This is a genomic window from Thauera sp. 2A1, from assembly GCF_009469595.2.
Classification (GTDB): domain Bacteria; phylum Pseudomonadota; class Gammaproteobacteria; order Burkholderiales; family Rhodocyclaceae; genus Thauera.
Genome location: NZ_SSXV01000018.1, coordinates 50,678 through 63,125, shown reverse-complemented (window position 1 = coordinate 63,125; position 12,448 = coordinate 50,678). Strand labels below are relative to the sequence as shown.

Sequence of the window (12,448 nt, the reverse complement as noted above, 5' to 3'; positions counted from 1 at the left end):
GCACGCCGGGTCGAGCCCACCTTCGTTCGCTCAAAGTGGGTGGGCGGAGACCTATTGATCACGAGCGCCGGGGGGGCTCAGCCTCCGAAGCGTCAGCGCGCAGCGTTGCTCGATCAAGGCGACGATGCTTTCGACCACCTCATTTTCGGCAAAGCCGTACTCACCCGCAGACTGAAGCGCGCGTGCAGTGTCGGGAAGCAAGTTCGCCAATTCCAGGATGCGTCGTCTGGCCGGTGCCTTGGCAAGGCCCACGCTTTCGGCGAATTGCTCCCAGTGCCGTGCCTCGACTTCGCTGAACTTGTACTTGCTGCCGATCTTCATCGCCATCTTCGGCGTCAGGGTCGGATAGACGGCGGTCGAGAGCGTGTCGTAGAGCGGGGCGAGAACTGGTGTCCTGCCGGAGTAGAGCAGCGAGAAGTTCTTGGCGTGCGCGTCGTGATTGCCGATGAGCGCGTTGAAGATCACGTAGTCGAACAGGCGCAGCACCTGCGGCGCGCTGGGGCGTGTCGCACGCCGTACCAGATCGAAGCATTGCGCCAGGTCCGGCCCGCCCTCGTTCTGGTACTTCATCTCGGGCACCACGCCGAGTGCCTGGCAGAAGTCTTCCTGGTGGAGGCGCTGGCGGCGTCCTTGTGCATCCAGCACACGGTCGTAGCGTTCGACCAGCAGGAAGGGGCGATGCAATACGGCATGGACGCTCGCCTTCGCCGGCTCGAGCTGCAGGGCCTTTGCCAGCGTCATGCAGAATCCTTCGTTGACCACGCTGTCCTCGACGGCGTGGATGGCCGGTTTGAGGATGTGCGAGCTCGGGCTACCGTTGAGGGGGAGGCCGAGGCGTGCGCCGTCGAAGACCACCGGTAGCTTGTCCTGGGCGCCCGCGAGCGAGAGCCGCAAGCCGTCCTTGCCCGCCAGCATCGGGCGACGAGGCAGTTCGTCCAATAGCTCGACGACTTCCTCGTCACTCAGCCATTGAACCTCGCCGGTCTGCGCAGGCGTGGGCAGAGTCTGCCCGGGCGCGATGAAGGTTACGGCTCCGGCACATTCACCTCCGATGTGGTCGAGCAGGGCGAAGTCGTTCTGGCCTGAGACCTGGAATTGCCGCGCGATCAGGCGACGCATCTGTCCTTCCGGCAGCAGGCCGGCAAAGAAGGGGCGAGTCGCCCGATCGTCGAACGGCTCGGCCCGCAGGGGCAGCGAGTGCGACAGGGCGACAGCGTTTGGCCGCGACAGCCAGCCGGACGCATAGCAAAAGCCGAGGCGCCCATCGACCAGCGCCAGGGTCCCTACGCGCTCGGAGAACAGCCAGACCTCCAGCTCATGCGCCATGGCTGCTGCCCTCGGTTGAGCGATTGGCATCCGCGACGGGCAAACCGCTCAACTGGAGCTCTCCTCCCAGGGCATCGATCACCCGCAGGACATTCTCCAGCCGCAGGGTTGGTTTACCCGCTTCGAGGTCGACGATGAAGCGCACCCCGACGCCCGCGGCGAGCGCCAATTGAGGCTGGGTCAGGCCGAGCTGCTTGCGTGCGGCACGCAGTGCATCGCCGAGTTGTTGGGGGGCGCGAATGGACGTCACGGCTTTCCTTGTTTCCCGTTCGGGAAATTATGGGCCAGGCTCCCGCTTTGTGCCAGCAATATTTACCGATCGGGAAACATATGCTCAGAGAGCCGCATCAGGAGGGAGAAATTTACCGATCGGGAATCCGCCACTGCTGTGGCCCCGTCCGTTTTGACGATGCCGGCACCCTGCGACCTCCCTATAAATGACGGCATCTCCACCCTTCGAGGTTCACGCCGTGAAAGAAGCCCCCGCATACGTACCCGGTCACCAGTTGCTCGCTGGCAAGTCCGTCCTGATCACCGCAGCGGCCGGCGCCGGCATCGGCTTTGCCGCCGCGCGCAAGTGCGCCGAAGAAGGTTGCCGCGCGCTGATGATCTCCGACATCCATCCGCGCCGCCTGGAAGAGGCGGTGGCCAAGCTCAAGGCCGACACCGGGCTGCAGAACGTCTGGGGCCAGCTCTGCAACGTGACCAACGAAGAGGAAGTGCAGGCCCTGGTCGCCGCGGCCGAGGACAAGCTCGGCGGCGTCGACGTGCTGATCAACAACGCCGGCCTGGGTGGCGAGAAGCGCGTCACCGAGATGACGGACGACGAGTGGAACCGGGTGCTCGACATCACGCTCACCGGCACTTTCCGCATGACGCGCGCGATGTTGCCGCACATGGAGAAGCGCGGCCGTGGCGCCATCGTCAACAACGCCTCGGTGCTTGGCTGGCGCGCGCAGAAGGGCCAGGCCCACTACGCCGCGGCCAAGGCCGGTGTGATGGCGCTGACGCGCTGCTCGGCGGTGGAAGCGGCCGAGCATGGCGTGCGCATCAACGCGGTGTCGCCGTCGATCGCGCTGCACGAGTTCCTGAAGAAGGCCTCCAGCGAGGAGCTGCTCGCCCAGCTCGCCAGCCGCGAGGCCTTCGGGCGTGCCGCCGAGGTGTGGGAAGTGGCCAACGTGATGGTCTTCCTCGCCAGCGACTACGCGTCGTACATGACGGGCGAAGTGCTCTCCGTCAGCTCGCAGCACGCTTGAGGGCGCGGCGATGACCATGGTTTTCTCCAGCGCCGAGCAGCTCGTCGCGGCCGAGGGCCAGGACCTGGGCACGACCGACTGGGTCGCGCTCGACCAGGACCGCATCGACAAGTTTGCGGACGCCACCGACGACCACCAGTGGATCCACGTCGATCCCGTGCGCGCCAAGGACGGCCCCTTCGGCGCCTGCATCGCGCACGGCTACCTGACGCTGGCGCTCGCCAACCTGTTCCTGCCGCAACTGATCCGCGCCGACAACCTGAAGATGGGCGTGAACGTCGGCTGTGACCGGGTGCGCTTTCCGGCGCCGGTCAAGGCCGGCTCGCGCGTCCGCGGCCGCGGCGAGATCCTCAAGGTCGAGCGCATCAAGGACGCGGTGCAATCGACCGTGCGCGTGACCATCGAGATCGAGGGCAGCGAGCGCCCGGGCTGCGTGGTCGACACCATCAGCCGCTACACCTTCAACGACTGACGCCGCTGCGCTCAGCCACCCGAACCCAGACATCCGCACCCACATTCCCGAATTCCGAGAGAGAGCATCGCCATGACCGAAGCCGTCATCGTTTCCACCGCCCGTACCGCGCTCACCAAGTCCTTCCGCGGCTCCTTCAACGACACCGAGGCGCCGGTGCTGGGCGGCCATGTGGTGCGCGCCGTCGTCGAGCGCGCCGGCATCGAGCCGGCGGCAGTGGAGGACGTGATCATGGGCGCCGCCGTGCAGCAGGGCACCCAGGCCTACAACATCGGCCGTCTGTGCGCCTACACCGGCGGCCTGCCGGACAGCGTGCCGGGCATGGCGCTGGACCGCATGTGCGCCTCGGGCCTGATGACGATCGGCGTCGCCGCCAAGAACATCCTGGCCGGCGAGATGAAGATCGCGGTGGCTGGCGGCGTCGAGTCGCTGTCGCTGACCCAGACCAAGCACAAGAACACCTACCGCGCGCAGTCCGAGGCGGTGAAGGCGATCGTGCCCGCGGCCTACATCCCGATGCTGGAGACGGCCGAGATCGTGTCGGCACGCTACGGCATCTCGCGCGCCGCGCAGGACGAATTCTCGCTGCAGAGCCAGCAGCGCACCGCCGCCGCGCAGGCCGCTGGCCTGTTCGACGCCGAGATCGTGCCGCTGGCGGCGCGGAAGCTCGTGTTCGACAAGGAAGGTAAGCCGGTGGGCCACGAGGATGTGATCGCCACCCGCGACGAGTGCAACCGTGCCTCGACCACGCTGGCGGATCTCGCCAAGCTGAATCCGGTGGTGAAGGACGGCCAGTGGGTCAAACAGGGCGAGTTCGTCACCGCCGGCAACGCCTCGCAACTGTCCGATGGCGCCTCGGCGGCGCTGGTGATGAGCCGTGACGAGGCCGAGCGCCGTGGTATCGCGCCGCTGGGCGCCTACCGCGGCATCGCCGTGGCCGGCTGCGCGCCGGAGGAGATGGGCATCGGCCCGGTGTTCGCCATCCCCAAGCTGCTCGAGCGCTTCAACCTCAAGGTCAGCGACATCGGCCTGTGGGAAATCAACGAGGCCTTCGCCTGCCAGGTCCTGTACAGCCGCGACAAGCTCGGCATTCCCAACGACCGCCTGAATGTCAATGGCGGCGCCATCTCCATCGGCCACCCCTTCGGCATGTCGGGTGCGCGCATGGTCGGTCACGCGCTGCTGGAGGGCCGTCGTCGTGGCGTGCGCTACGTGGTGGTGTCGATGTGCATCGGCGGCGGCATGGGCGCGGCGGGCCTGTTCGAGGTGCTGTGATGAACTTGTCCGACGAACAGCGTGCGCTGCAGGAGACGGCGGCCGACTTCCTCGCCGCCCACACCAATGCGCGCAAGGAAGCGGATGCCGACGCCGAGCTGTGGTCGCGCATCGTCGAGCTGGGCTGGGCGGCGGTGCAGGTGCCCGAGGCGCTCGATGGTCTGGGCCTGGGCGCGGTCGAGCTCGCGCTGCTGATGGAGGAGATGGGCCGGCGCCTGGCGCGCACGCCCTTCCTGGCCAACGTGGTGCTGGCGCAGACCGCGCTGCTGCAGGCCGCAAGCGCGGAGGCGCAGCAGCGCGCACTGGCGGCGCTGGCCTACGGCGAGCGCACCGCCACGCTGATCCTCGGTCCGGGCCTGGATGCGGCGCCGGCGTCGTTGACGGTGAAGGCGCGTCGCGACGGCGAAGGCTGGGTGCTGGCCGGCGAGGCCGCGCAGGTGCTCGACGACGGGCTGCTGACGCACGCCTACGTGGCGGCACGCATCGAGGAGGCACCGGGTGTGGCGCTGTTCGAGCTGGCGGTCGACGCCGCCGGCTTGTCGCGTACCCCGCTCGAGGTGTGGGACCTGACCCGCCCGCAGGCGCACTGGCGCTTCGACGAGGTTCGGCTGACGGCCGACGCGCGCGTCGATGACCCGGCGCAGGTGCTGGCCGGCCTCGCGCGCACGCGCGTCCTCGCTGCGCTGCAGGTGGCGGCGGAGCAGGTCGGCGGTGCGGCGCAGTGCCTGCAGCTCGCGGTCGATTACACCAAGGAGCGCGTGCAGTTCGGCAAGCCGGTGGCGAGCTTCCAGGCGATCAAGCACCGCGCGGCCGAGATGATGGTGCGCATGGAGACCGCGCGCTCCACCGTGCTCGGCGTGGCGTCACGGGTGTCGCAGGGCGCGCAGGGGAACGGACTCGACGACGCTGCGCTGGCGGCGGAGATCGCCGCCGCGCGCGTGCAGGCCACCGAGGCCTATCGCTACTGCGCGCAGGAAGCCATCCAGTTGCACGGCGGGGTCGGCTTCACCTGGGAATACGACCCGCAGATGCACTTCAAGCGCGCGCAGTGGGCGAGCCAGTGGTTCCGCCCCACCCGCGACTGGCGCGAGGCGCTCGCCGCCCATCTGCTCGACGCCGCCTGACAGGACCGACAAGGACCGATGAGCATGAACGAACAGCAATTTCGCCAGGAGGTCGCCGACTGGATGGCGACCCACCTGGTCGGCCGCTTCGCCTGCCTGAAGCACCGCGGCGGCCCCGGCGACGAGGAAGCCTTCCCGGCGCTGCGCAAGGAATGGGAACAGGAACTGGCCGCCGGCGGTTGGGTCGGCTTGGGCTGGCCGAAGGAGCACGGCGGGCGCGACCTGCCGCTGGCGCTGCAGCTCGCCTTCCACGAGGAATACGTGCGCGCCGGCGGGCCCGGCCGCATCGGCCACATCGGCGAGACGCTGATGGCGCCGACGCTGATCGCGCTCGGTACCCCCACACAGCAGGCGCGCTTCCTGCCGGGCATCCGTGAAGGGCGTGAATACTGGGCGCAGGGCTACTCCGAACCGGGCGCCGGTTCCGACCTCGCCGCCATCACCACGCGCTGCTGGCAGGACGAGGACGGCCGCTGGCGGCTGCAGGGGCAGAAGGTGTGGACCTCGCTCGCGCACGAATCCGAATGGATCTTCGTCGTCGCACGCAGCACGCCGGGCTCGGTGGGGCGCGAAGGCCTGTCCTTCCTGCTGGTGCCGCTGGCGCAGCCGGGGATCGAGATCCACCCCATCCGCCAGATGACCGGCGAGGCCGAGTTCAACTCGGTCTTCTTCGACGGCGCGGTGACCGAGGCCGACTGCATCGTCGGCAAGCCGGGCGAGGGCTGGAAGGTGGCGATGGCGCTGCTCGGCTTCGAGCGCGGCGTGTCCACGCTCGGCCAGCAGATGCACTTCATCCACGAGCTGCAACTGGTGATCGAGGTCGCCCGCGCCAACGGCGCGGCGCGCGACCCGGCGATCCGCCAGCGCATCGCCGACGCCTGGGTGGGCCTGCAGGGCCTGCGCTACAACGGCCTGCGCATGCTGGAAGAAGACACCGGTTCGACCAAGGTCCGGCCCGAGGCGCTGATCTACAAGTACGCCTGGTCGAACTGGCACCGCGAGCTCGGCCAACTGGCGATGGACGTGATCGGCGTGGCGGGCGACGTGCGCTCGGACGACGACGCGGTGCGCCGCCTGCAGCAGGTGTTCTTCTTCTCGCGCGCCGACACCATCTACGCCGGCACCAACGAGATCCAGCTCAACATCATCGCCGAGCGCGGGCTGGGCATGCCGCGCGGCTGAGCCGGGGCTTTCCGCATAGTCAATACACGGCAGCGCGACTCCCGACAGGGCGTGCGGCCGTTTTCATTTGGAGCATCGATGCCGATGGATGAACGCTGGAAGATGATCTACCTCGCGAGGCGCAACCCCGCCCTGGCGCCCGAGGATTTCCCCCAGGCCTGGCGCGAGCATTCCGCGCTCGGCCGTGAGTGCCGCAACGTGCAGGACAAGGTGCTGGGCGTGCGCCAGTGCTCGCGCGTGCTCGACCGGCCGGGCGTGCCGAGTGGCGCCAGCACCGACTACGACGGCGTCAACCTGCTGTCGCTGCGCGACCGCGAGGCCGCCGACGATATCTGGAACGACGAGGAGACGCTGCGCATCATGCGGCCCGACGAGCCGCGGGTGTTCTCGACCTACGTGCGGGACTTCACTCTGGTCGCAAGTGAGCAGGTGCTGGTCGACGGCACGGAGACCGGCGTGTGTCTGGTGCTGTTTCTGCGCGCGCTGCCCGGGCGACGCTTGCGAGCGCGTGACCTCGCCGGAAGCACCGCCGCACCGTGGTCGGCTGCGACGCGGCTGGTCTGGAACGAGGTGGGGGGCGAGCGACCGCCCGGCTACGAATACGACGAAATCGTCGAGGCCTGGTACGAGTCGGTCGATGCCGTGGCCGCTGCGTTCGCCGGCCCGCCGGTGTGGCAATGGCTGCCGTCGGCCTTGGCGGACGCTGTCGACACCGCTGGATCGGTGTGCATGCTGACGCGGATCACGCACAGGCGACCCTGAGCACCGTTTCAGTACGCGCGATCGGGCTTCCCGAGATCAAAGTCGAGCTGGCGGTGATGGCGGATCGCGAGCAGGTGGACGGTCCCGGGCAGTCGTGCGTAGAGGATCAGGTAGTGCGCCAGTACGTACTCGCGGATGCTGCCTGCGGCGTGCAGAGCGCTCAACGACTCGATCACCGCTTCGCGCCTAAATTGCGCTTCCATCGAGTCGGCGGAGCGGGCGAGATGATCCCGTCCGATGTCGGGATGCCGCTCAAGCATGGGGATCACGCGTTCCGACAACTCATCCAGCAGTCGATCGAAGGCTTCGGGCGCTTCGGCTCGGGTCAGAAAGGCTTCGATCTCATCCAGATTGCGCTCGAAGTTACGGGTGATCCGCACCGTGACGTGGCCGCTCATGCTCGCGAGCGCACCTGTTTCCGCTCCGTCAACGCCTCCCTCGCGTCGCGCGTCTGACCGGATACAACATCCTCGAGACCCCGCTGCACTTCGTCGAGCATCAATAAGTGGAGATGGGCTTGCTCAAGCCGATGGTAGTAGTCGAGTCGGTTTGCATCGATGAGCGCAACGTAGCCCTCGCCGTTCTTGGTGATGATCTTTTCAGCACCCGCTTTGACCTGCTCGACCAATTCGGAAAGCTGCGCACGGGCTGCAGTCAGCGAAACGATGTCTTGTGCCGTGATCGTCATGGCAGAACCTCGCTGTACAGAATTCAATGCCGAATTCTAGGACAGATTGTGTTCATTCGCCTGAGGTTCAAGTAAAGATGGCCTGCTTTCGAAAGCAGGCCATCAAGGTTGAAACTGACGCGGGAGGTGAATCAGGCAACCGCTTCAGGTTCGGTGTAGGGCGAGATGCCCTTGGGCACGTAGTAACCCTCGCACTGCTCGAGGTACTCGTTCTTCTTTGCGCGCGGGTTGTAGAACTGCTTGTACCAGATGCGCGCCTTCATGAACGGGCCGTCGCTGGGGATGAACAGGCCGTTGAGGCAGGCGGCCTTGTGCGACCACACCTCGAAGTCCTGGGCGAAGGCGGTGAGCGCCATCTCCTGGTAGTGGCGCGCGGCCACCATGTCGGTGTGGGTCGCCACCTTGCTGCCGCTGGGCGACTTCACCAGCAGCGCATGCCAGACCTTGATCGTGCCGTCATCGACCGGGGTGTTGCAGATCATCATCACCGCGTCGTAGAGGCCGGTGAGGTGCGAGATCAGTACGCCCGGGCCGTGGTAGATGGTGATGGTGTGCAGGATGGGGCTGACGCCGTCCGCGCCGACCAGGGTGCGATGCGGCCCGCACTGGCGCTGTATGGCGTTGTGGCCGTGGAACTCGTTCTCGTACTTGAGTACGGTCGAGCCGTGGATCGGGCTCAGGTGGCCGTAGTCGCAGATGTTGTCGATGACTTCCTGCGGGTGCTGGTTGAGGACGCCAAGGTGGTCGAACTTCCAGTGTACCCAGGCTGGGTCGTTCCATTCCTTGAGGCTGGGATGATCCCATTCCGGCTCGCCGCCCTCCGGGTCGTGCCACACCCAGATCGCGCCCAGACTCTCGACCACCGGCCACGACTTGACCTTGGCGGCGGCCGGGATCTGGCCCTCGTGGTAGGGGATGTGGTCGCACTTGCCGTCGGCACCGAAGCGCCAGCCGTGGTAGGGGCAGCGGATGCCGTCGCCTTCGACGTTGGTTCCACCGCCGTCGAGCACGACGTACGAGGTCTTGTTGGGCGCGGCGAGGTGGGTTTTCATGTGCGGGCAGTAGGCGTCGAGCAGCACGACCTTGCCACTTTCGCGGCCACGATACAGGGCGAAGTCCTGCCCGAAGAAGCGAACCGACAAGGGCTTGTGGGTGTCGAGTTCGGACGCCTCCGCGATCATGAACCAGCCGCGCGGGTAGGTGAATTCGCCGAGGCGATAGTCTTTCGTTGTGGCCATGCGGCCCTCCTTTTCGAAGTGATCCTGTCTGCGAGCCAACGGCCGGCGCCAGCAACTGACGGGAGGCCTTGAGCGTGTCGAATTCTGTTGACCCCGATCGAGGGGCGCATCCCCTGTTTGGACGATGGGGCCGCAGCCGCGACGCCGCCCGACGGGCCGGCATCGTCCTTTTGGAGGTGTCCGGACGGAGGCGGCCCGCCTAAGGTGAAGGTCGGACAATATTGACCCCCACGGAGACCACATGGCCGATGCCCGGCAAGCCCCTGCGGATGCAGCGCCCGATGCGGCGGATCGGATCGAGTTTCCATTCGAGCCGCCGCGGCCCGATGGAGAAGTCGTGGCGCTGGCACCCGGCGTGCTGTGGGCGCGCATGCCGATGCCGATGCAGCTCGATCACATCAACGTCTATCTGCTTCGCGACGACGACGGCTGGTTCATCGTCGATACCGGACTCAATCTCCCGCGATCACGCGAGCTGTGGGCTTCGATCGTCGAGCAGCATTTCGACGACTTGCCCCTGAAGGGCGTGATCTGTACCCACTTTCACTATGACCACGCGGGGCTCTCGGCCTGGCTCACCGAGCATTTCGATGTCCCGCTGTTCATGACGCATGGCGAGTACTTCACCATGCGCACGCTCGCCGGCCCGCCGCCCGAACCGCTGCCGCCGTCGCTGTTGCAGTTCTACGTACGTGCAGGGATGCCGCGCGAACGCGTCGAAGAGATGTTCGCCAAGCTGAGACGCGACCCGTTCATGCCCCCGCATCCACGCGCCTTCAACCGCCTGCGCGAAGGGCAGGTGCTGGCGATCGGCGGACGCGACTGGCGGGTGGTGATCGGCGAAGGCCACTCGCCCGAGCATGCCTGCCTGTACAGCGAATCCGATCGGCTGCTGATCGCCGGCGACCAGTTGCTGCCCCGCATCACGTCGAACGTGCTTGTTTCGGACATCGAGCCCGAGGCGAATCCGCTCGAGCTCTGGCTCGACTCGCTCGATCGCCTGGCGTCGCTGGCGCCCGATACGCTCGTGCTGCCTTCGCACGAGCGCGTCTTTCGCGGTCTGCTGCCGCGAGTGGCCGAGCTGCATGCTCATCATGCGGAGCAGTTCGATATCGTGCGCGCCCATCTACGCCAGGCCGGCGCAGCGACCGCATTCGAAACCAAGATGAAACTCTTCCCGCGCCTGCTCAGTGCGGTCGAGGACATGATGGCGCTGGGCGAAACCATCGCGCACCTGTCCTGGCTGCGGTACTCGGGGCAGGTGCGGCGGGTGCTGGACGATGACGGCCTGTACCGGTTCAGCCTTGCAAACTGATTTAGTGAATTGGAGTGATCGATGTCCCAGCTTTCCGACCTTGCGCACAGGACCCGCGCCCAACTGACCGCGCCGGGTGCGCCTTTCGAAGTGATCGAGGAAACCGTCGGCGGCCGTTCCCTGCGGGTTTATCGAAATGCCTTCCAGACTTTGCCGGCGCTGCTCGAGAGCGCGCGCGTGCATGGTGACAAGCCCTTCATCCGTTACCTGGGCGAGGAGTGGTCTTTCAGCCGCTTTTTCGCGGAGGCGGATGCAGTCGCGGCCCAGTTGCGGGCCTGGGATGTGCAGCCGGGCGAGCGCGTCGCGATCGCCATGCGCAACCGTCCGGAGTGGGCCGTGGCCTTCGTCGCTGCGGCCCTGATCGGCGCGGTGCCGGCGCCGCTCAACAGCTTCGGCCTCGGCGAGGAGCTGCACGATGCGCTGGCCGATGTGGAGCCCCGCGTTCTCGTTTGCGATGGTGAGCGTCTGGCGCGCATCGGGGGCGACACCCGGGTCGCAGGGTGTCGAATCCTGTGCGCCAGTGATGCCGACCTGCCCGCGGGTGTCGCGGACTTTCGAACGGTGGCGAGTCAGCGGGCCGAACCGGCACCGCCGGTTCGAGTCGGTCCGGATGATCCGGCACTGATCCTCTTCACGTCGGGTGCGACAAGCCGCGCCAAGGGCGTGTTGTCGTCGCAGCGCGCGGTGTGCCAGGCGCTGTTCAACATCGACTACATCGGCGCGATGTCGGCCATGACCTCGCCAGACGCAGTGGCTGCGATGATGGCGCGCGGCATCCCGCCGACGACCTTGACGGCGGTGCCGTTGTTCCACGTCAGCGGACTGCATGCGCAATTGCTGGCTTCGCTGCGCAACGGGCGCCGGCTCGTGTTCATGCCGCGCTGGGACCCGGCGCAGGCGATCGACATGATCCGCGAAGAGCGCATCACGCAGTTCAACGGCGCGCCGTCCATGGTGATGCAGTTGCTGGCGCAGCCCGGCTTCGACGATCCACAGCAGACCGGCAGCCTCGCGGCACTCGGCTTCGGTGGTGCCGGCCTGCCTCAGCGCGCGATCGACGACGTGCTGCGGCGCCGGCCGGACTCGATGTCCGGCATCGGCTTCGGCATGACGGAATCAAACGGCGTCGGCGCCGCGGCTTCGGGCATCTTGTTCGCCTACAGGCCGCGCAGCTCGGGCCTGCTGTCCCCGATCATCGACGTACAGGTTTCAGATCCGGAGGGCCGGCCACTGCACGCCGGTGAGGCGGGCGAGATCTGGCTGCGCGGGGTGACCGTCATGCAGGGCTACTGGCGCAATGCCGAGGCCACGGCCGCCTCGATGAGCGACGGCTGGTTCCGAAGCGGTGATGTCGGGTACGTGGATGACGAGGGTTTCCTGTTTATCGTCGATCGCATCAAGGACGTGATCAACCGCTCGGGCGAGAAGATTGCCGCGGCCGAAGTCGAGTCCTGCCTGCTGCAGATGCCCGACGTGCTGGAGGCCGCCGTGTTCGCCGTGCCGGACGAGACCACCGGCGAGGCAGTGGCTGCCGTGGTGTCTGTGCGCGAGGGGTCGACACTCGACGGGCCTGCGCTGCGAGCGCACGTCGGTGCGCATCTGGCAGCGTACAAGGTGCCCGCGTCGGTGCAGGTGCTGTCCGTGGCGCTACCCCGCAACGCCGCAGGCAAGCTGCTGAAGGGCGAAGTGCGCAGCGCCTTCCTGGCCAGCCGCCAGGGATGAGCGCGGTGCCCCCTGGGCGCCCTCATGCGGCTTAGTCCCATCGGACGATGTAGCGAAACCGCGATCGAAAAACAATGCGCAGCAGATG

Annotated in this window: 13 protein-coding genes; 8 read left to right on the top strand and 5 right to left on the bottom strand. The window is 67.0% G+C overall.

All coding sequences use genetic code 11. The features are described from left to right. Positions 1–51: 51 nt before the first annotated feature. Together GH664_RS15760 and GH664_RS15755 are read right to left on the bottom strand one after the other, a co-directional pair. Positions 52–1,326: a type II toxin-antitoxin system HipA family toxin gene (locus GH664_RS15760; RefSeq protein WP_153169022.1), complete on the bottom strand. Its 1,275-nt coding sequence runs from the start codon at positions 1,324–1,326 to the stop codon at positions 52–54. Beyond that, on the bottom strand, positions 1,316–1,576 hold the full coding sequence (locus GH664_RS15755) for a helix-turn-helix transcriptional regulator (protein ID WP_153169021.1): 261 nt from the start codon (positions 1,574–1,576) through the stop codon (positions 1,316–1,318). The genes GH664_RS15760 and GH664_RS15755 overlap by 11 nt, the downstream gene beginning before the upstream one ends. A 220-nt stretch (positions 1,577–1,796) precedes the next feature. On the opposite strand from GH664_RS15755, the gene GH664_RS15750 reads away from it, so the two are divergent. The 6 genes from GH664_RS15750 to GH664_RS15725 all read left to right on the top strand — a co-directional run bounded on the left by GH664_RS15750 (position 1,797) and on the right by GH664_RS15725 (position 7,397). After that, positions 1,797–2,582, top strand: coding sequence for an SDR family oxidoreductase (locus tag GH664_RS15750; RefSeq protein WP_194270427.1), 786 nt, complete (start codon positions 1,797–1,799; stop codon positions 2,580–2,582). Between the two features lie 16 nt (positions 2,583–2,598). Next, the gene (locus tag GH664_RS15745; protein WP_269468955.1) at positions 2,599–3,054 is read left to right on the top strand and encodes a MaoC family dehydratase; all 456 of its coding nucleotides are present in this window, start codon (positions 2,599–2,601) and stop codon (positions 3,052–3,054) included. Positions 3,055–3,126: 72 nt separating this feature from the next. Continuing rightward, entirely contained in the window at positions 3,127–4,329 is a 1,203-nt protein-coding gene (locus GH664_RS15740) for an acetyl-CoA C-acyltransferase (RefSeq protein ID WP_153169018.1), read from the top strand. Then, the gene (locus GH664_RS15735) at positions 4,329–5,453 is read left to right on the top strand and encodes an acyl-CoA dehydrogenase family protein (protein ID WP_228111565.1); all 1,125 of its coding nucleotides are present in this window, start codon (positions 4,329–4,331) and stop codon (positions 5,451–5,453) included. Before GH664_RS15740 ends, GH664_RS15735 begins: the two co-directional genes overlap by 1 nt. A gap of 24 nt (positions 5,454–5,477) precedes the next feature. Next, a complete protein-coding gene (locus GH664_RS15730) occupies positions 5,478–6,635 on the top strand; it encodes an acyl-CoA dehydrogenase family protein (protein ID WP_228111564.1) in 1,158 nt (385 codons plus the stop codon). Between the two features lie 84 nt (positions 6,636–6,719). Beyond that, positions 6,720–7,397 (top strand): EthD domain-containing protein, encoded by a 678-nt coding sequence (locus tag GH664_RS15725; protein ID WP_228111563.1) that lies wholly within the window; start codon positions 6,720–6,722, stop codon positions 7,395–7,397. Positions 7,398–7,405: 8 nt separating this feature from the next. Here the strand turns inward: GH664_RS15725 and GH664_RS15720 are convergent, their stop codons facing one another. The 3 genes from GH664_RS15720 to GH664_RS15710 all read right to left on the bottom strand — a co-directional run bounded on the left by GH664_RS15720 (position 7,406) and on the right by GH664_RS15710 (position 9,323). Further along, positions 7,406–7,795, bottom strand: coding sequence for a type II toxin-antitoxin system RelE/ParE family toxin (locus tag GH664_RS15720; protein ID WP_153169016.1), 390 nt, complete (start codon positions 7,793–7,795; stop codon positions 7,406–7,408). Next, positions 7,792–8,085, bottom strand: a complete 294-nt coding sequence (locus GH664_RS15715; protein WP_153169015.1) for a type II toxin-antitoxin system Phd/YefM family antitoxin — start codon at positions 8,083–8,085, stop codon at positions 7,792–7,794. The genes GH664_RS15720 and GH664_RS15715 overlap by 4 nt, the downstream gene beginning before the upstream one ends. 131 nt (positions 8,086–8,216) lie before the next feature. Beyond that, a complete protein-coding gene (locus GH664_RS15710; RefSeq protein ID WP_153169014.1) occupies positions 8,217–9,323 on the bottom strand; it encodes a Rieske 2Fe-2S domain-containing protein in 1,107 nt (368 codons plus the stop codon). A gap of 241 nt (positions 9,324–9,564) precedes the next feature. Here GH664_RS15710 and GH664_RS15705 point away from each other — a divergent pair, with 241 nt between their 5' ends. Both GH664_RS15705 and GH664_RS15700 read left to right on the top strand, forming a co-directional pair. Then, positions 9,565–10,638, top strand: coding sequence for an MBL fold metallo-hydrolase (locus GH664_RS15705; RefSeq protein ID WP_153169013.1), 1,074 nt, complete (start codon positions 9,565–9,567; stop codon positions 10,636–10,638). Between the two features lie 21 nt (positions 10,639–10,659). Continuing rightward, entirely contained in the window at positions 10,660–12,360 is a 1,701-nt protein-coding gene (locus GH664_RS15700; RefSeq protein ID WP_153169012.1) for a class I adenylate-forming enzyme family protein, read from the top strand. Positions 12,361–12,448: the final 88 nt, after the last annotated feature.

What these genes read in the sequence shown, in the direction of transcription:
- GH664_RS15735 (WP_228111565.1), top strand. Translation starts at nt 4,329, where the DNA reads ATGAACTTGTCCGACGAACAGCGTGCGCTGCAGGAGACGGCGGCCGAC.
- GH664_RS15725 (WP_228111563.1), top strand. Translation starts at nt 6,720, where the DNA reads ATGGATGAACGCTGGAAGATGATCTACCTCGCGAGGCGCAACCCCGCC.
- GH664_RS15700 (WP_153169012.1), top strand. Translation starts at nt 10,660, where the DNA reads ATGTCCCAGCTTTCCGACCTTGCGCACAGGACCCGCGCCCAACTGACC.
- GH664_RS15760 (WP_153169022.1), bottom strand. Translation starts at nt 1,326, where the DNA reads ATGGCGCATGAGCTGGAGGTCTGGCTGTTCTCCGAGCGCGTAGGGACC.
- GH664_RS15720 (WP_153169016.1), bottom strand. Translation starts at nt 7,795, where the DNA reads ATGAGCGGCCACGTCACGGTGCGGATCACCCGTAACTTCGAGCGCAAT.
- GH664_RS15745 (WP_269468955.1), top strand. Translation starts at nt 2,599, where the DNA reads ATGGTTTTCTCCAGCGCCGAGCAGCTCGTCGCGGCCGAGGGCCAGGAC.
- GH664_RS15705 (WP_153169013.1), top strand. Translation starts at nt 9,565, where the DNA reads ATGGCCGATGCCCGGCAAGCCCCTGCGGATGCAGCGCCCGATGCGGCG.
- GH664_RS15710 (WP_153169014.1), bottom strand. Translation starts at nt 9,323, where the DNA reads ATGGCCACAACGAAAGACTATCGCCTCGGCGAATTCACCTACCCGCGC.
- GH664_RS15740 (WP_153169018.1), top strand. Translation starts at nt 3,127, where the DNA reads ATGACCGAAGCCGTCATCGTTTCCACCGCCCGTACCGCGCTCACCAAG.
- GH664_RS15715 (WP_153169015.1), bottom strand. Translation starts at nt 8,085, where the DNA reads ATGACGATCACGGCACAAGACATCGTTTCGCTGACTGCAGCCCGTGCG.
- GH664_RS15730 (WP_228111564.1), top strand. Translation starts at nt 5,478, where the DNA reads ATGAACGAACAGCAATTTCGCCAGGAGGTCGCCGACTGGATGGCGACC.